General features: G+C 55.2%; 20 protein-coding genes and 1 pseudogene. 14 read left to right on the top strand and 7 right to left on the bottom strand.

The window, feature by feature from the left end; genetic code table 11:
- Window positions 1–94 precede the first annotated feature (94 nt).
- A complete protein-coding gene (locus tag JJB97_RS03745; protein ID WP_238712458.1) occupies window positions 95–877 on the bottom strand; it encodes a DeoR/GlpR family DNA-binding transcription regulator in 783 nt (260 codons plus the stop codon).
- A 224-nt stretch (window positions 878–1,101) separates the two neighbouring features.
- Here JJB97_RS03745 and yihU point away from each other — a divergent pair, with 224 nt between their 5' ends.
- The 9 genes from yihU to yghU all read left to right on the top strand — a co-directional run bounded on the left by yihU (window position 1,102) and on the right by yghU (window position 11,305).
- A complete protein-coding gene (yihU, locus tag JJB97_RS03740) occupies window positions 1,102–1,995 on the top strand; it encodes a sulfolactaldehyde 3-reductase (protein WP_238712456.1) in 894 nt (297 codons plus the stop codon).
- A 57-nt stretch (window positions 1,996–2,052) separates the two neighbouring features.
- A complete protein-coding gene (locus tag JJB97_RS03735; protein ID WP_238712454.1) occupies window positions 2,053–3,060 on the top strand; it encodes a zinc-dependent alcohol dehydrogenase in 1,008 nt (335 codons plus the stop codon).
- Window positions 3,061–3,158: 98 nt separating this feature from the next.
- Window positions 3,159–4,589 carry an MFS transporter gene (locus JJB97_RS03730; protein ID WP_238712452.1) on the top strand — a complete coding sequence of 477 codons (1,431 nt, stop codon included), beginning with the start codon at window positions 3,159–3,161 and terminating at the stop codon, window positions 4,587–4,589.
- Window positions 4,590–4,604: 15 nt separating this feature from the next.
- Window positions 4,605–6,008 carry an MFS transporter gene (locus JJB97_RS03725; RefSeq protein WP_238712450.1) on the top strand — a complete coding sequence of 468 codons (1,404 nt, stop codon included), beginning with the start codon at window positions 4,605–4,607 and terminating at the stop codon, window positions 6,006–6,008.
- Between the two features lies 1 nt (window position 6,009).
- Window positions 6,010–6,906: an aldose epimerase family protein gene (locus JJB97_RS03720; protein ID WP_238712449.1), complete on the top strand. Its 897-nt coding sequence runs from the start codon at window positions 6,010–6,012 to the stop codon at window positions 6,904–6,906.
- Window positions 6,907–6,961: 55 nt separating this feature from the next.
- Window positions 6,962–7,858 (top strand): sugar kinase, encoded by an 897-nt coding sequence (locus JJB97_RS03715; RefSeq protein ID WP_238712447.1) that lies wholly within the window; start codon window positions 6,962–6,964, stop codon window positions 7,856–7,858.
- A gap of 15 nt (window positions 7,859–7,873) precedes the next feature.
- On the top strand, window positions 7,874–8,740 hold the full coding sequence (locus tag JJB97_RS03710; protein ID WP_238712445.1) for a class II fructose-bisphosphate aldolase: 867 nt from the start codon (window positions 7,874–7,876) through the stop codon (window positions 8,738–8,740).
- 821 nt (window positions 8,741–9,561) lie between these two features.
- A complete protein-coding gene (locus tag JJB97_RS03705) occupies window positions 9,562–10,356 on the top strand; it encodes a MetQ/NlpA family ABC transporter substrate-binding protein (protein ID WP_238712443.1) in 795 nt (264 codons plus the stop codon).
- 73 nt (window positions 10,357–10,429) lie between these two features.
- On the top strand, window positions 10,430–11,305 hold the full coding sequence (gene yghU, locus JJB97_RS03700) for a glutathione-dependent disulfide-bond oxidoreductase (RefSeq protein ID WP_238712442.1): 876 nt from the start codon (window positions 10,430–10,432) through the stop codon (window positions 11,303–11,305).
- A 77-nt stretch (window positions 11,306–11,382) separates the two neighbouring features.
- Here the strand turns inward: yghU and JJB97_RS03695 are convergent.
- The 4 genes and pseudogenes from JJB97_RS03695 to exbB all read right to left on the bottom strand — a co-directional run bounded on the left by JJB97_RS03695 (window position 11,383) and on the right by exbB (window position 14,667).
- Window positions 11,383–11,893: pseudogene (locus JJB97_RS03695) on the bottom strand (TIGR00645 family protein).
- 99 nt (window positions 11,894–11,992) lie between these two features.
- A complete protein-coding gene (fucR, locus tag JJB97_RS03690) occupies window positions 11,993–12,694 on the bottom strand; it encodes an L-fucose operon activator (RefSeq protein WP_238712441.1) in 702 nt (233 codons plus the stop codon).
- A gap of 821 nt (window positions 12,695–13,515) precedes the next feature.
- The gene (gene exbD, locus JJB97_RS03685) at window positions 13,516–13,941 is read right to left on the bottom strand and encodes a TonB system transport protein ExbD (protein ID WP_238712440.1); all 426 of its coding nucleotides are present in this window, start codon (window positions 13,939–13,941) and stop codon (window positions 13,516–13,518) included.
- Between the two features lie 6 nt (window positions 13,942–13,947).
- Window positions 13,948–14,667 carry a tol-pal system-associated acyl-CoA thioesterase gene (exbB, locus tag JJB97_RS03680; RefSeq protein ID WP_238712467.1) on the bottom strand — a complete coding sequence of 240 codons (720 nt, stop codon included), beginning with the start codon at window positions 14,665–14,667 and terminating at the stop codon, window positions 13,948–13,950.
- Window positions 14,668–14,923: 256 nt separating this feature from the next.
- Here exbB and metC point away from each other — a divergent pair, with 256 nt between their 5' ends.
- Complete coding sequence (gene metC / locus JJB97_RS03675) at window positions 14,924–16,111, top strand: cystathionine beta-lyase (RefSeq protein WP_238712439.1); 1,188 nt, start codon at window positions 14,924–14,926, stop codon at window positions 16,109–16,111.
- Between the two features lie 140 nt (window positions 16,112–16,251).
- Complete coding sequence (locus JJB97_RS03670; RefSeq protein WP_238712438.1) at window positions 16,252–16,911, top strand: DedA family protein; 660 nt, start codon at window positions 16,252–16,254, stop codon at window positions 16,909–16,911.
- A gap of 839 nt (window positions 16,912–17,750) precedes the next feature.
- Here JJB97_RS03670 and JJB97_RS03660 read toward each other — a convergent pair.
- Together JJB97_RS03660 and JJB97_RS03655 are read right to left on the bottom strand one after the other, a co-directional pair.
- Window positions 17,751–18,713, bottom strand: a complete 963-nt coding sequence (locus tag JJB97_RS03660; RefSeq protein WP_238712437.1) for a YhfZ family protein — start codon at window positions 18,711–18,713, stop codon at window positions 17,751–17,753.
- Between the two features lie 14 nt (window positions 18,714–18,727).
- Complete coding sequence (locus tag JJB97_RS03655; RefSeq protein WP_238712436.1) at window positions 18,728–19,579, bottom strand: class I fructose-bisphosphate aldolase; 852 nt, start codon at window positions 19,577–19,579, stop codon at window positions 18,728–18,730.
- Window positions 19,580–19,747: 168 nt separating this feature from the next.
- On the opposite strand from JJB97_RS03655, the gene JJB97_RS03650 reads away from it, so the two are divergent.
- Genes JJB97_RS03650 through JJB97_RS03640 form a run of 3 tightly spaced genes read left to right on the top strand, consistent with a single transcriptional unit; the run spans window position 19,748 to window position 23,474 of the window.
- Window positions 19,748–21,145: an FAD-binding oxidoreductase gene (locus JJB97_RS03650; RefSeq protein WP_238712435.1), complete on the top strand. Its 1,398-nt coding sequence runs from the start codon at window positions 19,748–19,750 to the stop codon at window positions 21,143–21,145.
- 23 nt (window positions 21,146–21,168) lie between these two features.
- Window positions 21,169–22,512 carry an FGGY-family carbohydrate kinase gene (locus JJB97_RS03645; protein WP_238712434.1) on the top strand — a complete coding sequence of 448 codons (1,344 nt, stop codon included), beginning with the start codon at window positions 21,169–21,171 and terminating at the stop codon, window positions 22,510–22,512.
- Window positions 22,509–23,474, top strand: coding sequence for a 1-phosphofructokinase family hexose kinase (locus tag JJB97_RS03640; protein WP_238712433.1), 966 nt, complete (start codon window positions 22,509–22,511; stop codon window positions 23,472–23,474). The genes JJB97_RS03645 and JJB97_RS03640 overlap by 4 nt, the downstream gene beginning before the upstream one ends.
- Window position 23,475 lies beyond the last annotated feature (1 nt).

Genomic DNA, 23,475 nt, shown 5'->3' with positions numbered 1-23,475 from the left:
CCGCTCAACGCCGCGCGCCCATACGCAGACAACCGGCGAAGCCGCAGCGGGGGAACAGGAATACGCTCGGCAAAACCGGCCGCCCCTTATCCCGTCAGTCGGTCGCGATAACGACCCCGACCTGCCTTTGTTGTAATAATTGTGACAACGGTTCGGGCAATGCCCGGTCGGTAAACACTGTCATATCAGGCGTGATGTTGCCAAGTCTTACCGATGCTGAACTGGTAAATTTAGAATGGTCGATTGCCAGTAATATATGTCGGGAATGCGCCATCATTGCCCGGGTTACGGCGGTTTCGTTGATGTAAAACTCCAGCAGACAGCCATCAACGCTCACCGCGCCGACGCTGGTAATCAGATAGTCTGCCTGAAACCCTTCCACAAAAGAGAGCGTATCAGGGCCGATAATTCCACCATTGACGGGACGCGGCGTTCCGCCTGGCAGCACCACCTCAATAGACGCGTTCTTATACAATAGCCAGGCCACGCGCAGGCTGTTCGTGATGACCCGCAAATCCTGCCGCTCCGCCAGCATCCGGGCCACATGCTCGACGCTGGTGCCTATCGTGATAAAGACAGTGCTGCCATTGGGAATATAATCCGCAATTTGCCTGGCAATCATGGTCTTCTCGCGCACGTACGTAGTTTCACGCTGCTCAAAAGCCATATTTGTCACACTGGAGGCTGACCGACCTACCCCGCCATGAAGACGGACCACAATACCCTGCTCGCTAAGCTTGCGGATGTCTCTGCGAACCGTCTGGATCGATACGTTCAGTATTTCCGCCAGTTCATCATGGTTCATATAACCACGTTCATTTACCAGCGCAATCAACCGATCGTGTCTCGGATTGCCGGTCAACGTTTGGGGCACCATTACTGCTCCTTGATATTCGGACGGGTATGTCAGAAAGAGGGCTTATTGTACGGCGGACGTCTGAAAAGTCCTCATATTCTCTCCCCAGGCTTCAGGAAGTAACAAATATTACATTCAAAGTTATCTTTTGTCATATGTGTGAGCACTGTCTCTTTTATTACAAAATAGTACACATAATATCATTTCCTGTTTTTAATTTGTAATTAACTGCTCAAGGAGAGCGTATGTCAGCCATCGCGTTTATCGGTTTAGGTCAAATGGGGGCTCCGATGGCGTCCAGATTACTCGCAAAAGGCCATTCTCTGACTGTTTACGACATCAACCGCGCAGCTATGGAAAAACTGGCGAAAGAAGGCGCTAAAAAAGCAAGTCAGCCGTCGCAGGCCGCAAATGAAGCCGAATTCGTCATTACCATGCTGCCTGACGGCGCTATTGTCAGAGAGGTGCTATTTGGCGTACATGGAGTGACTGAAACCCTCAAAAAATCCGCGCTTGTCATAGATATGTCAACTATCCATCCCCTGGAGAGCGAAAAATTACACTATGACATGACCCAGGCCGGTTTCAGCTATATGGACGCGCCAGTGGGAAAAACGTCCGATCACGCCGTAACCGGCACGCTGACCATCCTGGCCGGGGGAACAGACCAGCAGATCGCCCGGGCGGAAGATGTGCTGTTGTGCATGGGCTCAGAAATGATTCGCTGCGGCGGAACAGGAAATGGGATAAAGGTAAAAATCGTCAACAATTTTATGAGCATAGCCCTGAACGCTCTGTCAGCAGAAGCGGCCGTGCTGTGTGAAGCGATGGCGCTGCCTCTGGATAAAGCTATTCAGGTAATGTCAGGCACCGTAGCAGGAAAAGGCCATTTCACGACCAGTTGGCCGGGTAAGGTGCTTGCAGGCGATCTCTCTGCCGCTTTTATGATCGATTTGGCGCATAAAGATTTAAATATTGCGCTAAACGTTGCCGGGCAATTGAATGTGCCGGTTCCTTTAGGAGCAGCCGCCAGGGAAGTTTACAGTCAGGCGCGCGCCTGCGGGCGCGGCAAACAAGACTGGAGCGCATTGTTAACCCATGTCAGAACGCTCTGCGGGTTAAGGCAAACTGTTGAATAACGTTAGTGCAGCAATGGAAAAGATAATTCACTAAATTAAAGAATGGAGAATTTTCTGATGAGCGTTGTGACCAATATTCTGTTTCCGGAAATTAATGAAGTCATTACTGAGAAAAAAGAAATTCATTCCGGGCCGTTAAAAGAGCATGAAGCCCGTATTTCAGCCGTCTATGTAGGCATTTGCGGCTCTGATTTACACGTATTAAAAGGTCACCATCCGGTAGGTAAACCGCCGATTGTGCCCGGGCATGAAATTGCCGCCCTTGTGACAGAAGTCGGCGCGGGCGTCACTAACGTTAAACCAGGCGATCATGTGGTAGTCGATCCGATAATGGCCTGTATGGAGTGCCCGGCCTGCAAATCCGGGCGCTTTAATCTGTGTATTCCGCCTTATGTCGCCGGCTTCCGGGCGCCGGGCGTGGCCCGTTCTTCACAGGCGCTGCCCGCTCGCAATCTGCATCGCGCGCCAAAATCACTGCCCTGGGAAGTGCTGGCTTTCGCCGAGCCTGCCACCTGCGCGCGCCACTGTGTTAACCGGATGCCAGAAGGAACGCTGGACGATGTACTGGTTATCGGCGCCGGAACCATCGGGCTGTCCATTATCCAGGCGCTGCGAATTATGGGAGCGAATAAGGTTACCGTGATTGAGCCAGACGAGAACAAATGCCAGTTGGCAAAAAAATACGGGGCCAGCCGCACGCTAAAGCCCGGCGAACTGGGCGATGAAAGCTTCAGCGGCGTTATTGACGTGGTCAGCAATCAGGCAACCCTTATGGAGTCCTGCCTGAAAGTGAAACCGGGGGGGACCGTCATGTGTATGGGCGTTCCGGCCGGTAATGTGGAAATTCCCCTGCCTCATATGCAGCGTTTTGAGCGCGATCTTATCTTCTCTGGCATGTATTTACCGGATGATTTTGATACGGCTATTCAGTGGCTGGCAGAGGGCCTGTTTGATACCGAGGATTTAATTACCGATATTTTCCCGGTAGAAAAATCTGCTGAAGCATATATTCGGGCGCAGGAGGCGGATTCAATCAAAGTATTAATTAAATTCAGCGATGGCTGATTATTTTAAATTCTAATTTATCGCTTCACCGTACCGTTTTAATTAACAGAACGGTACCTTTTATTCTTTTTCATTTATTAATGAATTAAGGCTTAAATATGAGCGCTGTCAAGGAAGGCCCACCTGAAATAATTCGGTCCCCGCAGGACGTTATTAATCTTATTAGCCAGAATCCCTTACCCCGATCGGGCTTGCTGGTGATGATTTCACTAGGCGGCGTGCTTATTGATGCTTACCAGTCAGCGATGATAGGTTTTGGTAATAAATATATTGCCGCCGAATTTGGACTATCGCCAGGCCTGACTGCGACAGTTAACGCCTCCGTGATCGTAGCAGCGCTGCTTGGCGGCCTGCTTTCGAACCGGGTGATTAACCTCTTTGGGCAGCGCCTTGCCTTTGTTATCGGGTTAGGTATGTGTAGCCTGGGGTCGGTGGCGGTTAGCTTTGTTCCCGATATCTGGTGGCTGCTGATTTGCCGCATTGTTATGGGGTTGGGACTGGGGATTGATTTTCCGCTGGCAGCCAGCGCCATAGCTGAATTTCGCGGTACGGCGTCGAAAAAATCAGGCACATCGGTCAATCTCTGGCAGATGGTATGGTACATCTCCACCACGATTGTCTATCTGGTGCTATTGGCCCTGTATTTTTCCAGCATTGCGGATGAAGCGCTATGGCGCTACGGCATTTTTATCGGCGCGATAATAGCAATGGCGGTCATTCTGCTGCGTTTGATTTTTATCGGTGAGTCCGCCGTCTGGGCCGCCCGCGTCGGCAGATATGCGCTGGCATGCAAGATTCTGGCGGAGCGCTATAACGTAAAGGCGATACCCGGCGCTAACCCGGTCGCTCAGCAAGCGAAACCCGGTAAGAACCTCAACGGCGCTTACCGGATGATCTTTAGTAAAAAATATCGCTCCCGTACCCTTATCGGCAGCGTCGTTTCCGTAATGCAGGCCTGGCAGTACGGCGCAGTCGGGCTTTATTTACCGCTGACGCTGGCCAGTATTTTACAGGGCGGGCTGTCAGGCGCGCTGGCGGGCTCCGCTGCGGTGAATGCTTTGTGCGGTATCAGCGGCGGCGCTATCGGTTCGGTTATCCTCACCCGCTTTGGCGCCCGCTACCTCTCTATGGTTGGATTTGCTGTGGTGACTGTAGCCCTGATTACGCTGGGCTTCTGGCCGCAGGTCAGCGCCTGGCTGTCGCTATTTCTGCTTGGCGCAATCATATTTTTCCACTCGGCCGGGCCGGGCGGCCTGGGTATGACCATCGCAACCCTTTCTTATCCTCCGTCCATCCGGCTGGCGGGCATCGGCTTCGTGCGGGGCGTGATGCGCCTGGGAGGGATCGCTGGCTTGATTTTCTGGCCCATGCTGTGGGGCGCGCTCAATACTGACGCCTTCTTCCTGCTGGCGATCATTCCTTTTATCGGCTTTGTGGTCTGTAAGTGGGTCAAATGGGAACCGATTGGCAGCAACGTTGACGCAGAGGATGAAGAAGTGCTGCTGCAGCTCAGACAGCAACAGAAATAGCAAGGAGCCTCAGGCATGAATACGTTGACCCACAAAAATGCGCAAAGCGCTGCGCGCAGGAGAGTCATTATTGCAAGCTTTGCCGGCGCGTTACTGGAATGGTATGACTTTTTCATCTTCGGTACCGCGGCGGGCCTGGTTTTTGGCCCGCTCTTTTTCCCACAGGAAAATCCGGTTCTGGGCACCATTGCTTCCTTTGCCGCGTTTGGCATTGGTTTTTTCGCCCGCCCGCTGGGCGGCATCGTGTTTGGCCATTATGGCGACCTGATAGGGCGAAAAGTCACGCTGATCTGGACGCTACTGATTGTCGGCGTATCCACCTTCCTGATTGGCTTACTTCCTACTTACGGGCAAATTGGCATAGCCGCGCCGCTCTTGCTTGTACTGCTACGCCTGATTCAGGGGTTTGGATTAGGCGGTGAGTACGGCGGCGCGGCGCTGATGACCTTTGAATCCGTGCCGGATAGCCAACGGGGCTTTTTTGGATCCATTCCTCAAATGGCATCCTGCGCCGGGATTATGCTGGCGACAGGCGTATTCGCTTTATGCCATAAGCTGCTCACCCCGGAGCAGTTTATGCTCTGGGGCTGGCGGCTTCCCTTCCTGCTTTCGGCAGTCATGCTGGTCGTCGGCATGTACATACGCCTGCATATTCAGGAAACGGGAGATTTCAGGGATGCCAGAAAACAGCAGATGCACCAGAAACAGGCGCTGCTGCAAGTTACGATGGTTGAACGTCAGGCCGCAGGCCTGACGTTTAAAGAGCCTGTCCCGCTGGTTCAAATCTTTACCCGCCACTCACGAGAAGTCTTGCTCGCGCTGGGTACACGGTTAGTTGAAGCCGTCTCATCCAATATTATCAACGCCTTTAGTATCGCCTACCTGGCGACGCAACTGGCGATGAACAAGCAGATCCCGCTGGCTGGTATGCTTATCGCCTCCGCGTTCGGTTTACTCTCATGCCCCTTTTTTGGCTGGTTATCAGACCGGGTCGGCCAGCGCAGGATTTATAAGTGGGGATCGCTGTTTTGCGCGCTCTACGCCCTCCCATTCTTTTTGTTGCTGAACACGCAAAACCCCGTGCTCATTGTGCTGGCGATGATCGTTGGCTACAACTTCGGCCCCACAATGATGTTCGCCGTACAACCCACGCTGTACGCGCGTATGTTTGATACGCGCGTCCGCTATACCGGCCTGTCGCTGGCATACCAGGTTTCAGCCATTCTCGGCGGACTGACTCCGCTTATCGCCTCGATACTCATGGCGTTGGGCGGCGGTAGCCCGTGGTACGTGGCCGCTTACCTTATCGCTGTCGCCTTATTGTCTTTGCGCTGTGTCAGCCTGATTCGCGCGCCCGTCGCACAGCCCCCCTCAGCGTCAGGCATTCCCGCTTCTGAACCTGAAAGATCAGGAGGTTAATATGGATACGCATATCTGTAACGATCGCTACAACGCTATTCGTCAGGCTTTTGATACCCCCTGGCCTGGCCCGCTTGCCAGCGGCGTTGTGCTGGAAAATGCCTGTTTAAAGGTTGTCATCCATCCCGAAGATGGTTGCCGGATAACATCCCTGACGGCCTTTGGCCAGGAGTTGCTTCGTCAGTGGCATCCGGCGCGGCGCGCCTTTCAGTACGGCAGTTTTCCAATGATTCCCTGGGTGGGGCGCATGGCTGGCGCGACGTTGATGTTTAACGATAAACGTTACGCAATGCCGGCCAATAAACCGCCGTTCGCCATGCACGGTATGGCTTGTTTTGCTCCGTGGCGCCTTAGCGAGCGCTCGCAAACGCATGCGCAATTCGACTTTCAGCTTGATACGCCCTGGCCCTGGCGCGGGCGGGTGAGTCAGCGTTTTTCCCTGGAGGCGGATGCGCTGGCGCTCAGTTTAACGGTGGAAACAGACGAGAAAGCGTTTCCGGCGGCGGCGGGCTGGCACCCGTGGTTTAAAAAATGGTGCGGTCCGCTTGATAAGGGTAAGCCAGAAGAGAGTTTACAGCTTTCCTTTAGCGCAGACTGGCAGGAAAGAACGGGGGCTGACGAATTACCTGACGGGAAACGTATTCCCCCACAGCCCGGCCCCTGGGATGACACGTTCGGCTTTCGCGATAGCCTGGCGGTAACGTTGACCTGGCCTGGGAAAATTCAATTAACGATGACATCGAGCGGCAACACGCTGGTGTTATTCGATAAGCAACCCGATGCCGCCTGTGTTGAGCCGCTGTCCGGCCCGCCAAACGGTATCAATACTGCCCCAACCCTGGTCAGTAAAGGAAACCCCTTAACCCTGACGACCCGCTGGCAGGTCGCAAAATTGTAGCCGCAGAGCCTGCGCCTCGCACTACGGTCTTTTCTCGATAATAAGGAATATAACGATGAGCAAAATAGTCTGTCTGGGCAATGCGGTATGGGATCGCGTATTCGAAATGGAAAAAACGCCGCGCCAGCCGACCAAATACTTCGCTACCGGCTACTTTGAGAACGGAGGGGGAATTGCGGCAACGGCCGCGGTCGCCTGCGTACGGCTTGGCGCTCAGGCCGTTTTAATCAGCCGCCTTGGGGATGACAGTAACGGTACGCTTATCCGCAATGAGCTGATGCAGTGGGGAGTGGATGTCAGCGGGATACACATTTTTGCAAATACGCAGTCTTCACATGCCGTTATCCATGTTGATTCAGAGGGCGAGCGACAAATTACCGTTTTTCGTGACAGCAAATGCCCTGCCAGCCCCGACTGGTTAAACGCCAGCGTACTGGAAGGCGCGGACTGTTTATTGTGCGACACCAGTTGGCCAGAGGGCGCGCTATGGCTAATCGCTGAGGCGAAAAAACGCCATATCCCAACCGTGCTGGATCTGGATTTAGGAGCCAGTCGGATGGATGAGCTGGTCGCTCAGGGCGATCACCTTGCATTCTCTCTGCCGGGGCTGCGCTTGTTTACTCAGCAGCACGAGATTGCCGATGCGCTGAAAACCGCGCAGAAAAAAACAAAAGGCGCTGTCTACGTCACCTGCGGCGCGCAAGGGTGCTACTGGCTGGACGGCAATGAAGTCCGCCATGCGCCCGCTTTTTCGGTACGCTGCGTAGATACTACTGGCGCAGGCGATGTATTCCACGGGGCGCTGGCCGTTGCCATCGCTGAAAAACGCCCGACTTGTGAAGCAATCCGATTCGCTAACGCCGTTGCCGCGCTGAAATGCACCCGTGAAGGGGGGCGTAAAGGTATTCCCGATCGACAACAGCTTGCCCAATTTGTTGGACAACACGCTTAACGCAAAGGAGATAACATGCTGGTTACATTACGAGAAGTTCTCGCTGACGCCGTCAGCCATCGGTATGCAGTCGGTGCATTTAACGTCATTGATACCAATATGGCAAGAGGGGTCATTGCCGGCGCAGAGCAGTGCCGTTCACCTGTTATTATCAGCCAGGGGCAGGGGCAATTTCGCTTTACGCCGCCGGAGATCATGGGGCCTTCTCTGGTGCAACTTGCGCGGGAGGCCAGCGTCCCGGTAGTCATCCACCTTGATCACGGCAAGCAAATTGACGTTTGTGAACGCGCAATCCGGGCCGGTTATTCCTCAATTATGTACGACGGCTCCCAGCTTCCACTGACTGAAAATATGGCTTATACCCGTCAGGCCGTGTCGCTGGCGCGTAAGAACCACATCTCGATTGAAGGTGAAGTAGGACATGTATCCAATGCTGAAACCGGCGATCTGCCAGGCGAGCACGTACAGCCGGCGCCTGATGAACAATACCTGACAACGCCAGAGCAGGCCCGGGCATTCTGGCAGGCGACCGAAGTTGACGCTCTGGCGGTCGCGTTCGGCACCGGACATGGACTATACCGCGAAACCCCCAGGCTTGAATTCAACCGCCTTCGTGAAATCCATCAGGCTGTGGACGTGCCGCTGGTGATGCATGGCGGCTCCGGGCTGGGAGATGAAGCTTACCAGGAGGCCATAGCCTGCGGGATCCGCAAGCTAAACTACTTTACCCTGCTGTCACAGTCGCTCGGAGAGCTGATTAAAGAGGCGACTCACGCCACCAGTGAACCTTATTATCATGAATTACAGTTATTGGTTGTTCATGAAACGCAAAAGCATGTCGCTCGCTTAATGGGGGTTTTTGGCAGCGCGCGCAGAGCGTAGCCCTGCGCTGTAAAGGCGGTTACCTACCAGGACTGTGAAGGGTGAGATAATTCACCCTTCTGATAACGATTTACATGCATTTAACTGGCTTACCAGATAGGAGTGGATACGCGATTAAGTGAACAAACGCTCCGAGCGCTAACGTACACAACAAAAAACATAACAGCCGGTAAGGCGTTTTGAAAACGGCCCCCCGCTTGCCTCTGCGAGCTTCGCTTAGCCCCATAAAGCTCAGGCGAAAAACAGATGTAAGCCTGATGTATGGCATTCACCCTTTGTCGGGCTGAAATATATCCGGCAAGTACCGGGAAATACTCAGACGCCGTTCATTATCTTACCCGGGATAAATGGTATCCTGCGATACAGAGCAGAAAACGTAAACGCCACGTGTGCATATACTATTAATTACAAAATCAATACTTCCCCCGGTTTAATAAACAGCATGACTGCGTAAAAAAATACCCCGCTACGCTTTTAGATGCCGAACCCATATGTATTTGAAATACTATTTACGGTTAAGCGTAAAGGCGCTATTGGCAAGTTAATCTCTCCCTCGTCAGGAAATCAAAATAAAAATAATCGCCTGTTACTTAAGTGGTTATGAATACAGCCACGGGTTGCGCCCTTATCCGTTGACCTGAAGTTGGAAAAAATAATGGCCAGAAAGGGACTATACGGGAAGTAACGGAATGGCATCCGGAAAATAGCAAGCCGGGCTTTAAAGTTTCAGATCCAAACGGTATAAAGTGTGTACGCATCCACGCTTCAGGACGCGATACGTATAACAGCAGCTTTCCCCCTTTAAATACAAAGGATTTTCTATGAAAAAATTCGTACCTGCGCTCATCATTGCCGCATTCATACTTACCGCCTGCTCGCCGGCTGATGACGGCAAAGTGAAGGTCGCCATCAATACCGGGCCGGATCAGGCCATCTGGGGCGAAGTGCAGAAAGTGGCGAAAGAAAAATATCAACTCGATGTGGATGTTATTACCTTTAATGATTACGTATTGCCAAACGAAGCGCTGCGTAATAAAGATGTAGACGCCAATGCATTCCAGAGCGTTCCCTACCTGCAAGCGCAATCCAAAGAACGCGGCTATAAATTTGTTACGCTAACCAACACGTTTGTTTTCCCTATTGCCGCTTATTCGAAAAAGATAAAAAACCTGGCCGAACTGCCGGATAACGCTACCGTCACAATTTCCAATGAAGCCACCACGCTGGGGCGCAGCCTGTTATTGCTACAGACTCAGGGCCTGCTTAAACTTAAAGACGGCGTCGGGTTCCTGCCCACCAGGCTTGATATTATTGATAATCCTAAAGCGCTGAAGATTGTGGAAGTGGACACCCCGCAGCTTACCCGCACGCTTGACGACCCAAACGTTTATCTGTCAGTGATTAACAATAATTTTGCTTCACAGATTAATTTATCCGCCTCACGCGACGGGCTGTTTATGGAAAATGCGGCCTCCCCCTACGTAAACGTGCTGGTCGCGCGTGAAGACAATAAAGACGACCCAAGGCTGCAAAAGTTAAAACAGGCTTTCCAGTCTAAAGAAGTGGAAGCTAAAGCGGCCGAAGTTTACAAAGGCGACGCTATTAAAGCCTGGTAAGCCTGCAAGAGCGCATGCGCTCTCACACGCTCACTATACTTTCTCGCTCCCCCCACAAACAGAGGCAGAGAAAATGAAGTCAGAAAACGCGTATCATCCCCCCGACGTCTGGACGTGGAATCAGCAGGACGCAGGCGCCTGGGCCGGCATTAACCGCCCGATTGCAGGCCCAACGCATGAAAAAGCGCTGCCGAGGGGCAGACATCCGCTCCAGCTTTACTCCCTCGGCACGCCTAATGGCCAGAAAGTAACGATAATGCTCGAAGAACTGCTGGCGCAAGGCGTGTCCGGCGCAGAGTACGATGCGCATTTAATTCGCATCAGCGAAGGCGACCAGTTCTCCAGCGGCTTTGTGGCAGTAAACCCGAATTCAAAGATCCCGGCGCTGCTGGATTGCTCGGCAAACCCGCCTGTGCGGGTGTTCGAGTCCGGCGCCATTTTGCTCTATCTGGCGCAGAAGTTTGGACATTTCCTGCCTAAGGCGCCGGCACAACGGGCCGAAGCGCTGAACTGGCTGTTCTGGCTCCAGGGCAGCGCCCCCTATCTCGGCGGCGGCTTCGGTCACTTTTACCACTACGCGCCGGTAAAAATTGAATACGCCATCAACCGCTTTACGATGGAGGCTAAGCGCCTGCTCGACGTGCTGGACAGACAGTTAGCGCAGCACCGCTTTATGGCCGGCGAGCATTATACGATTGCCGATATCGCCGCCTGGCCGTGGTACGCAAGCCTGGCAACCGGCAATGCGTATAACGCGGCAACCTTCCTTGATGCCGGAATCTATAAAAACGTGCTGCGCTGGGCAAAAGAGATTGGCGAACGCCCGGCGGTAAAGCGTGGGCGCATTGTTAATCGCACCAGCGGCCCGTTGAGCGAACAGCTCCACGAACGCCACGACGCATCCGATTTCGACAGACTTACTGAAGACAAAAAGCAGGGGCAGGCGTAGGCTGCTTTCTCAGGGCGCAAGGCGTTTGCCCGCAGCGAAAACAAGCGCGCGGCCCGCAACAGTCGGGCCGCCGTATATCAGGGCTTGTGACGGGAAATTTTATCCAGGCAGCCCATCATAAATACTGACAGCACAAAGGCGAGGTGGATAACGACATACCACATCAGCTTATTGTCAGGCACGTGACGGGCATCCATAAAAACGCGCAGTAGATGAATGGACGAGATGGCCACAATCGCCGCCGCGCCCTTATTTTTAAGCGAAGCGGCGTCCATTTTCCCAGGCCAGCTTAGCTTCTTTTTATCGGTATTAGGCTGTGTCCTTTAACCCTCATGATGCTGGATTAAGGAACACAGCCTAATATCCAGACGTGAAACGAAGTTTCGTAGCCGGAAAACATCGCCCTCACCAGCAGGCCGCCGACCGGCGTCATAGCCACCAGCGAAAGCGGCGCCAGAATCAAACCTGCCTTCGCAGTGCGGAAAATATGAGGCAGGACAGGGAAAAGCTCCTGAAAGAATTTAATGGTCAACGCAAGTAGCGCAAGCGATAGCCCAAAATAGACGGGCGCCAGCGGGTGACATACATTGCATTCTCAAAAAACGTTCCATAACGTTTCTGTCAAAGTGCGAAAAAGAGAAGAACTATAGCGTATAAAAGCAGCGCCATTACCGCAGATTGCCGCCGCTACGACGTCTGCGCTACCAGTACAGTCACCTGCCCCAGCGAACCGATTTTTATCTCGCCGGTGCGCCCCTGCTTGCTCTTGTCCAGCAGCAGCAGCGACTGGCCGGCGCGGGCCAACAACAACGTTTTGAACCGCGCATTCCATGTCTGCTCGTCCCATATTCCTCCTTCTCCATCCACGCCCTGGCAGGAGAAGATAAACAGATCGATATCCAACTGACGCAGCAGCGTCGGCAAAGCTGGGTTTTCATAGCTGGCGCTGTTGCGATCCAGCCAGCCGCCGGTGTTGATAAGCCGGATGCGCTCACGCTTTTCCAGCGCCCGGCAAATCCGCAAACTGTTGGTTACAACGGTCACCGGCATGTTTGCAAGCAGCCGCGCCAGTTGCCAACTGGTGCTACTGGCGTCAAGCGCAATGGTCATTCCCACATCAATCCACGCCAGCGCCTGTCGGGCAACGTCAGCCTTATGGGCGCGGCGGCAGCGGCGCCGGGCGCTGAACGAATCAGCCGGCCCCGCGCCCGCCAGAAGGCTACGCGCCCGCCCGTGGCTGCGCAGAACTTTTCCTTCGCTTTGCAACGCGCGCAGATCCCGACGCAGCGTCTCCATGCTGACGCCCAGCGCCTGCGCCAGCGCACCTGTCGACATACCGCCGCGCCCGGCAAGCAACTGCAAAATCTGCTGATGGCGTGTTTGCTTCATAACGCGCTCCGCGCAATTCTTCCTGCGGCTATGCTGCCAAATCTCCAGGCCCTGCGCCATAAAAAACCAGCGCTACGCGGGTCCGGTTTCCGGGCGCGCGGCGTTATCATCCCCCATCGCTACTTGCCGCCATGCGCATGCAGGAACCATAAATACCGCGCTCGCGCCTGGCGAACAAACAGCAAAACCCCACGCTTTCGCGTAGGGTGAGACTGCTGACAAACCCCATTCTGTCGCAGACAGGATGGATGAAGCTCAATAAAAAATAAGGAAAATCAACGCATTGATTTTCGCCCGCTTACTGCAAAGAAGGAAAAACCCCGTTTTTTCCTTCTTTGTCAACAACCTGACCCCACGCTTTCGCGTAGGGTTCTCCGTTTGATGGCAAAGCGCGAACAAAACCGCCACGCCATCTGGTTAAGCCGGTTTGTAAATAACGTTTCCAGGTAAAAACCGTGACGCATTGAGGCCTGGATTACCAGGCTCTTTGCTTTTTATCGAGTCATCAATCCTGTTCGCTTTTAACGCGTACAGGCTTACAGCGTGAGGTTGCCGACGCCCGCCGAAACCGGCGAACCGCAGGCGAAAACAAAGGGAGATGGCGGGCTTAAGCGAAACGAAACCACAGGGGGCGGCCGCAGGCTGACGGCCGGGCGGCGAAGCATGTTGTCTTTACGCTACCACAGGCGTTTGCAAAGCGGCCACGGCGGCCCGTTTTGCCCATATGCCGCTGTATCAACGCGCTTTACGCGAACGGAACAGACTTAATCTTAAGTGGACGACAGTAGGGAAAACCGCTTTTTGCGCCGCCGCAACGCTGCTTACGGTTTCTTATTAACTTCCTGCCCCACCAGCCCTATCTTCAGATAACCGGCCTGGCGAAGCTTATCCATCACGGTCATCATCGTTTCGTAATCCACGCTCTTATCCGCGCGAAAGAAAACGGTAGTGTCCTTCTTGCCGTCCGTCACGCTGCTTAGCGTTTCCACCAGCGTTTGCGCGGTTACCGGTTCGTTGCCGATGAACATTGATTTATCCGCCTTCACCGACAAATACACCGGTTTTTCCGGACGCGGTTCAGGCTGGCTGCTGGTTGCGGGCAGATTGACTTTTACATCCACCGTCGCCAGCGGCGCCGCCACCATAAAAATAATCAACAGCACCAACATCACGTCAATAAACGGCGTGACGTTGATGTCGTGCATTTCGCCATCGTCGTCGCGATTTTCGTTAAGGTGCATTGCCATAAGAAATTAACCTAAACGCAGTTTCTGAGCGGAGGGGACCGGGCGTACCGTCGCGCTGGCTTCAAGGTCAAGATCGCGGCTTTGCAACAGCAACACCTGCGCGGCAGTATCGCCAAGAGAGGCCTTATAGCCGCCGATAACACGGGCGAAAACGTTATAAATCACCACTGCCGGAATCGCCGCAACCAGACCAATAGCGGTCGCAAGAAGCGCTTCTGCAATACCCGGCGCCACCACCGCCAGATTGGTGGTCTGAGTCTGGGCAATGCCGATAAAGCTGTTCATAATGCCCCACACTGTGCCGAACAGGCCCACAAACGGAGAGATGGCGCCGATAGTGGCGAGATAGCCGTTGCCACGACCCATCCGGCGGCCCACCGCCGCCACGCGGCGCTCAAGGCGAAAACGGGTGCGATCTTTGATGCCTTCGTTATCTTCGCTGCCTGCGGAAAGCGCCAGTTCATTTTGCGCTTCCTGAATCAGTTGCAGACTCAGGCTGCCGGTACCAAAGGCGACGGCTTTCTCATTCGCTTCGTCCAGTGAGCGTACGTCAGCAAGCAGCGCCTGCTCGCGCTTAAGGCGACGCTGACGGCCAAGCATATCCGCGCCTTTGCTAAAGAAAATCGCCCAGGTCACGATCGAGGCCAGAATCAGGCCAATCATCACCGCTTTCACCACGATGTCGGCATGGGTGTACATGCCCCAGACGGAGAGGTCCGTCTGCATCATCAAATTTTCTGTCACGCTCACTCTCCAGGACGAAATATAGAGAAAACCGCCGGCAATGATACCAAAATGGCGCCGAATTGATAGTGGTTATCATTAGTATTTACGCTGACCCTGTATTTGTCCTTATTTTTCCCGCTATTTGCAGCATAAAAAACGTATATCGGTTTTCGACTGGCCTGTGAGCATTTCAGGGATTGCATCCCGGCGCTGGCTGACCTATTTTGGACATCCAGACGTACAGACGGGGAAAAACATGACGAAGAAACATATTGAAACTACGCTGGTCAATGCCGGGCGTGGCAAACGTTATACCCAGGGAGCGGTGAACAGCGTGATTCAACGCGCTTCTTCGCTGGTGTTCGATAGCGTGGAAGCTAAAAAGCACGCCACGGCCAACCGCGCAAACGGTGAGCTATTCTACGGCCGGCGCGGTACGCTTACCCACTTTTCACTCCAGGAAGCCATGTGCGAGCTGGAAGGCGGCGCAGGCTGCGCCCTGTTTCCGTGCGGAGCAGCGGCGGTCGCGAACACTATCCTGGCCTTCGTGGAACAGGGCGATCGGGTGCTGATGACTAATACCGCCTACGAACCAAGCCAGGATTTCTGCACCCGAGTCCTGTCCCGGCTGGGTGTTTCCACCACCTGGTTCGATCCGCTTATCGGTGAAGACATTGCCACGCTCATCACGCCGGATACCCGCGTGGTTTTCCTTGAATCGCCTGGCTCTATCACAATGGAAGTGCATGACGTGCCCGCTATTGTGCGTGCCGTGCGCAGCAAGGCGCCGCAGGCCATAATCATCATTGACAATACCTGGTCGGCGGGAGTGTTGTTTAAGGCGCTGGAGCACGGGGTGGATATTTCCATCCAGGCAGGCACCAAATATCTGGTCGGCCACTCCGACGCCATGATCGGCACCGCCGTCGCCAACGCCCGCTGTTGGGAACAACTTCGCGAAAACGCTTATCTGATGGGCCAGATGGCGGATGCCGATACGGCTTACGTAACCAGCCGCGGGCTGCGCACGCTGGCGGTGCGCCTGCGACAGCATGAGGAAAGCAGCGTAGCTCTCGCCCGGTGGCTGGCGCAACAGCCGCTGGTAGAGCAGGTCAATCATCCGGCCCTGCCGCAATGCCCCGGCCATAAATACTGGCAGCGCGATTTTACCGGCAGCAGCGGCCTGTTCTCATTTATTCTTAAAAAACGCCTTGACGATCGCGAACTGGCGCGCTTTCTCGATAATTTTTCATACTTTACGATGGCCTATTCCTGGGGCGGCTATGAGTCGCTGATACTGGCCTGCCAACCTGAAGAACTGGCGGCAATCCGCCCGCAAGGAAGACGCGCTATCAGCGGTACGCTGGTGCGCCTGCATATTGGTTTAGAAAACGTTGAGGATTTACTGAAAGATTTAGCGGCGGGCCTGGCGCGTATCGCGTAAACTAAGTATTTACGGCTATCCGGGGTAAAACCCGGATGCAAATTCTCTGCACTTTGTCATGCCTGGAAACAAGGTATTCAGACCTTTTGCAGTTACAATAGTCCGTCTACTCGCAGCTTGCTTGTTTCACAAGGTAATTCATGGCCGTCATACAGAATATCGCCACCGCGCTCTGGCAACACGATTTCGCCGCGCTGGCGGACCCGCACATTGTTGGCATTGTCTATATCATTATGTTCCTGACGCTGCTGCTGGAAAATGGCCTGCTGCCGGCCTCATTTTTACCCGGCGACAGCCTGCTGATTCTGGCAGGCGCGCTGATTGCCCGCGGCGTAATGGAGTTTGTGCCAACAATGCTCATTCTGACAGTGGCCGCCAGCCTCGGCTGCTGGTTAAGCTACCTGCAGGGACGCTGGCTGGGGAATACCCGCATCGTGAAAAGCTGGTTACACCAGTTACCGGCGCAGTATCATCAGCGCGCAACCTTTATGTTCGACAGGCACGGCCTGATGGCGCTGCTTGTTGGCCGGTTTCTGGCGTTCGTGCGTACGCTGCTGCCGACTATGGCAGGCATCTCAGGGCTATCTAACCGCCGTTTTCAGTTCTTTAACTGGCTAAGCGGGCTGCTGTGGGTTGTCGTGGTTATCAGCTTCGGCTATGCGCTGAGTATGATCCCGTTTGTAAAACGCCATGAAGATCAGGTAATGACTTTCCTGGTCGTGTTGCCGATCGTTTTGTTACTGGCAGGCCTGGCAGGCGCGACGATCGTCGTGCTGAAAAAACGCCGCTCCCGTTCCTGATGCGCTCCGGGCCTCCCCCGCCGTGAGGAGGCCTGCGTTTAACGCCGGTCGGTTAAGCCTGTTTGATAATAACGCTTCCTGTTAATGCCAATAAATCATGCCATGTTGAAACCCGGATTATGGGTTCTGTACTTTTTATCGGCACCATTGCAAGCTCTTCTTAAGTTTACCGAAAACAACTCAAAGCCCGTATACTGCGGTTTCTGGCCCGTATTTTATCTTCTGTTATCAACTGGACTTAACCGAAATCAAGCCACAGTTGGGGCATAAGCGGGGGCGCCTTCTGTTATTTATTAACAGGCCCGCCATTCACATCCCGACCAGGATGGCTAACTCTTGCGTATCGTCTGGCAGTAAGGAAAATACCCTGTTCGCAAAATCGTTTATCGCGCCTGGCGGTCATGGTCGCCAGATCGGAGCCTGTAGCACAAACCGCCCATTACGACAGTTATACCTGCCACCTTTGCGGCAGTACGCTGCAATACCATTCGGAATAGGGCATGAATGCCCGTGGTTCGAGCGCCTGACCACACACTGACAGAAAACGGAGGCAACACTGCCCGTATGTAAATTCTGAGGCAAAGGAAGTAACAGGAATTCGTAAGTTGCGCCGTTACGTAGCTGATGCTCACCCCGTAATGGCGGACTGGCGCTGTAGCGGCTGCGCCAACAATTACCGTGAAGAACGTTATTGTCTGTCATGGGGTCCTGGCGACTTTAGTCACATGCCGGAAGAGGTAACACTACGAGCAGACGACTTATCGTTGTATTCATAAACCTGAGTCTTAAGCAGGAAGAATTCCACCTGACAAAACAGGTAGCAACAAAGCGCTCTGGCATTAACGAAAACGCAAGATATCAGGAAGCCGGCCTAAACTGGCCTCAGAGGCATTTAACGGCAGTACAGCCTGCTTTTTAATTTCCGCAACATCAATCTGTCGCAGAAGCTGCGCCACCGTCGAGGAGGCGCGCACCACCAGGACCGCGCTGGAAATCGTTTCCGCCATGCTGAGCGCAGCAGGCTCATCCAGCGGCCTGATGGTCAGGCCAATTTTCTCCAGCGGGATAAGAGAAGGCTCCTGGTGCCAGACGCCGGTATCAATCTCGCCCAGAAATACCGCGCGGGGCAAAAGGGTAAAATCCACCTCGACATAGTCATACCGCGCTTCCGGAAACTGAGCATGGGTCAGCCTTTGGTGATCGCTGGAATGAAAGTCAATACCGACGCGCGGGCGCGTTGTGGCGGCGCCTTCTGATTTTTCAACTACGACCAGGCTGCCGGGCCGGTAATAGCTGCCATTACCCACTTCAAAGAGTTCATACCCCTCTTCAGCGGCGTTTGCCATCAGCATCTGCGCCGACCCTGAAGAGAGAAGGACAATATCCGCTTCGTGTTCAGAGAAGGCCTGCAGGCGCGAACGCGCACCGCGCAGATAACCGACGGTGGTTACCGCTCCCCAACGACCGCACTGCTCAACCAGCGCGGAAGCCACCTGCGTTGCCTCAAGGGAGCCTCTTGGGGGTAATAACATATGAACCGGGGGGATACGCGCGGCGCTCCATAGCAGGGGAAAGTTCCAGGAGACCACAAAAGTCCCCTGGTGACCGCGGGAAACAAGCGTTACTGCGCCGGATTTTTTTAACTCCTGCAGCGCCTTTTGTACCGTACCGGAGCCAATCTCCAGCACCTCCTGAAACCAGGAGGTAGTGGGAAGACGCCCGGATAAACCGAGCGAAATAATCGTACGGGCAATAAATGCTACCGGAGAGAGTTGCTTCACATCACGCGCAATAACCGTCATTGTTTCCGCCGATCTTACTGTTCCAGAAACCGCAACGCCTGTTCGGCGCTTTGTTCCTCATGCACGACGGCATTAAGCGCGCGAAGCACGTCGGCTGGCTGCTGCGCCCGGAAAATACGTCGACCAAACATTACTCCTTTCGCGCCTGCACGCATGGCGTCAGCCGCCAGTTGCAGCGTGGAGCGCGGATCTTCGCCACCGGCGCCGCCCGCAAGCAGCACCGGAGTATAACAGGTGCTTGTTACCGCAGCAAAATCGTCCACCGAGCCGGGCCACAGCGCTTTTACCAGGTCCGCACCGATATCCGCCGCGATTCGACAGTACATACTCATCACCTTCGCGCTGAGCGCGTCAGGATCAATGCCTTCCAGCGCGGAGCGCGGCTCAATAATGACCGCGATACCGTGGCGCTCGCATTCACGCACGATGCGCGTATTGCGAATAATTTCCGCCTGCTCAAGGGCCGTATCTTTCTGGCCAAGATACATATAGGTCATAACCGCATCGATACCACAGGCGGCAACATCGCCAATCTCCGCCAGTTGCGCCAGCACCCCTTCGCGCCTGCCGTCTTTCCCCGGCGTATAAATGGAGCGCGCGTGGTTTTTCCAGTCAAGGTGCAGCACAAAACCGGGGCGGTCGCGGCCAATGAACGTCTTCTCCACCAGCGGGATCATGCCCGGGGAGACCATGACTCCGTCAGCCCCGCGCAGCTGGGCAAACACGCTTTCGATTTCACCGCGCGTTTTTAGCCCTGATGGCGGGCCAGCCATAACGCCGTGGGAGGCGGCCACCACCACCGCGCGCCCCGTTTCCGGGCGTAAAATGCGTCCTAAGCGTACTGCTTTACCGGTTCGGCTATCCATCCAGATCTCCTTCACAAAGTTGAGAAAAAGCGAAAAATGCAATTTGCAGCTTTCTGCAAATTGATCGTATATTAGTCGCAAATCCGCTGTCAATGAATTAAACCCTGGGCATCTGACCCCCGTCACGGCGCCAGGAATATCCCTTAAATTGTCCATGCAGGAGTTTGTATGTCTGACATTTCTCATCTCGTTACCGCCCTGAAAGCGGCTGTGCCAGAAGCGCAGATTCTGACCGACCGCGAAACGCTGCAGGCCTCCAGCCATGATACCTGGCCCCTGTCTACCAAACTCAGGCGCTTAGGATGCCATGATTATCAGGCCGATGTTGTGGTAAAAGTCACTGACGAGCAGCAGATCCAGCAGGTACTGGCGCTGGCGACGGCATATGACACGCCGGTCACGCCACGAGCGCTGGCCTCCTCCGTAACGGGGCAGCCGCTGCCGACGCGCGGCGGGATCGTGCTGGATTTAACCGGCATGACCCATCACCGGGATATCAATACCACGAACCTGACCGTGGAAGTGTCCGCGGGCTACAACGGTGGTCAACTGGAGGATGAACTACAGCAGATGGGGTGGACGCTGGGCCATTCGCCGCAGTCGTTATACCAGTCCAGCGTTGGCGGCTGGCTCTCAACCCTTGCGACCGGTCAATTTTCCTCTTATTACGGCGGCATTGAGGATCTGATTACCGCCTATACGGTCATCCTCGCCACGGGTGAAAAGATACGCCTCAAGGCTTCCCCGCGCGCTGCTATGGGACCCGATCTGCGCCAGCTTTTCATCGGCGCGGAAGGCACGCTGGGCATCGTCACCTCGGTACAGCTAAAAATGTTCCCTCTGCCGCAAACGCGCCTTTTCGATTCGCTTGAGCTTCCCTCCGTCGAAGCGGGCCTGACCATTATGCGCGAACAGGCGATGGCCGGGCTTCGTCCCTTCCTGCTGCGCTTGTACGATACAAACGAAGCCCGCCACGCCATGCAAAATCCGCAGCAGGATAAACCGGTGATGTTCCTGGGCACCCAGGGCGTTGAGGCGGTTGCCCGCGCGGAAATGGACGCTTTTATGGCGATTGTCCACCGCCACGGAGGTCAATCTATTGGCAGCGAAGGGGTACTGAAATGGATGGATCGCCGTTTTGACTTCTCTACCGTCGAGAACCTGCTTGATTCCACCGGCGGCTTTGCCGAAACCATCGAAATTGCGCACACCTGGGACGGCATCGCCAGCCTTTATCACGACCTGAATAAAATGCTGACGCCGCTGGCGGGAGAGGTCTTGTCGCATTTCTCCCACGTCTATCCGCAGGGCACCTCCATGTACATGATCCTGCTCGGGCGGGAAGAGACCGATGCCGCAGCGGTGGAGAAATTACGCACTATCTGGCGCGAAACCATGCGCGTCTGCCTCGAACACAATGCCGAACTGTCGCACCATCATGGCGGCGGGCTGGTTCGCTCGCCTTATGCCCGCGAATCGCTGGGATCGGCGCATCTGCTGCTACGCCGGTTAAAACAGGCGCTCGATCCGAACGGCGTTCTCAATCCAGGCAAGCTGGGGTTATAAACTGATAATTGAGGGTAATCACTATGTGGTTTCTCGGGATAGATATCGGCGCCACGCATATCAAAATCATCGGCATTAGCGAGGAAGGAACGTTTTTGCCGGTAAAAAAGTGCCGCACGCCGGTGATAAAGCAGGATGGACTGACATTTCACGATGCGCTCGCGTTCTGGCAAAGCCTGAGCGCGCTTATCGAAAATTACTCGCGCGAAGAAGCGCGGGCCTGCGGCCCTCTGACCGCAGTGTCGGTGGGCGCGTTCGGCCAGGAGGAGTCGGTTGCGGTTAACTCCAGCGGGGAAATTATCTATCCTTCCCTGGCGTGGTGGGAAAATTACCCCGTCGCGTCGCTGGACACAGACCTTCATCAGTGGCTGGACAGCCATGAGCATTACGCCATTTCGGGTATGCGATCGCGCCCTAACCAAAGCCCCGCCCGTCTGAACTGGATACGTACACAACACCCGGATATCTGGCGGCAGATCGATCGCTGGGTGGATTTCACCAGCTACATCATGTGGCGACTGACCAGCGAATGGCGCGCGGCAACCTCGCAGATCACCCATTCACAATGTTTCGATCTTAAAAGCATGCGGCCCCACGCGCCAACGTTAGAGCGGCTGGGCTTCCCGACAACGCTTTTCCCGGCGCTGGCGGACACCGGCGAACGCTGCGGGGAGATCCGCCCGCAATCGCTACCGGGCGTGGCGCTCTGCCAGGGCGCCAGCGTCTTTGTGGGCGGGCACGATCAGATCGTCGGCGCCTGGGCGGTGCAAAACGACCAGCCGACCAACGTATTCGACTCGATAGGTACGTCCGAATATCTCATGGTATTAACGCCGCACTTTCCCGATACGACCGCCGCATGGCGACTCGGCGTGGATATCGAACGCACATGGAAAGCCGGGGAGTTTGTCATGGGCTGCGCCACCCCTTCCGGCAAAATTATCCAGACGCTGGCGGAGCTGCTCTATCAGGGCAGTTACGACCAGCTATTTCAGGATCTACTTGCCGAAGCGGTTCCGCCAGCCGTCTCGGTTTCTGTTAACGAGGATGAAGCGCAGGGGCTGTTTTCCCTGCAGCAACTGCATGCCGGCGTCCGGCCAGCCGACGTAGTGCAGGCCACGCTGAACCATATCGCCGATCGCGCGTTTCGCCTGCTGACCCATATGGGGGAAATAGGCGGGATACGCCCGCAGGATGCGGTGCTGATGGGATCTTTGTTCCAGCGCCAGGAGATGCTGGAGCACCGTAAACAGCGCTGGAATATGCCGCTTTTCGTCAGCGAACTGGCCGAACCTGTCGCCACGGGCGCCGCCATGATTGCCCGTGAAAGCTGGCTGATTGCAACCCATCAGGAGGGTCAACTATGAACATCATCATCGCCTCACTGAATACGGCCATTGAACGGCTGCTGCTGGTGGATAAACAGCAGCCCGGCGAGGTTCACCGCCTGCTGGATGATAAAACGTTGGCGGGAGGGAAAGGGGTCAATGTGGCGCGTGTTATGGGCCAGTTGCGTACCGTTCTGCCGGGCGCGCCGACGCCGCGGCTGCTGGGGTTTCTCGGCGGCGCAACGGGGCGGCTGTGCCGCGAACTGCTGGCGGAGGAGGCGCTGGAAGGATGCTGGTGTGACATCGCGGGCAGCACGCGCATTTGCGAAGTCGTCACCGAGGTACAGGCGCCGGAAAGAGCAAGCGTCTATAACGCCGTCGGTCCGGCCATCACCCCGGACGAGCATCAGGCGCTGCACCGCCTGCTGGTACAGGAATTGCCTCATGCCAGCGCGCTTGTCTGTACCGGTTCACTGGCAAAAAACCTCCAGCCCGACGAGTACGGACGCTGGATTACCCTCGCCCGCGCCGCTGGCGTGCTGTCGCTGCTGGACACCCACGGCACGGCGCTGTTGCAGTCTGCCGGTTCACTGCCGGATATCATCAAAATCAACCGCGATGAACTGCGCCAGGCCAGTGCGGCCTCCTCCTCAGCATTGCCGCAGGCCTGGCTGGATCAGGGCGTGCGCTGCGTGATTATCACCGATGGTCAGCGTCCTACCCTTGCGCTGACGCCTGACGGTGATTATGAGGTCTCCTCTTCGCAAGTGACGACGGTCAGCCCGGTCGGCTCAGGGGATGCCTATTGCGCCGGCCTGGTCGCCAGCCTGCTGGCCCGTCCGCAGGCCCGGTGGACAGAACATCTCACGCTGGCTGCGGCCTGCGGCGCAGCCAATGCCGCCAGCCCGACGGCCGGCCTCGCCGCCGGTCTGAATTTGACCGAATTACAACAACACTGCACGGTACGCGCTGTTTCGACATCGCCACGCTCACCCGCCTGAT

It is taken from the genome of Tenebrionibacter intestinalis (assembly GCF_016632365.1).
Lineage (GTDB): Bacteria > Pseudomonadota > Gammaproteobacteria > Enterobacterales > Enterobacteriaceae > Tenebrionibacter > Tenebrionibacter intestinalis.
This window is presented reverse-complemented; position numbering and strand designations above follow the sequence as displayed.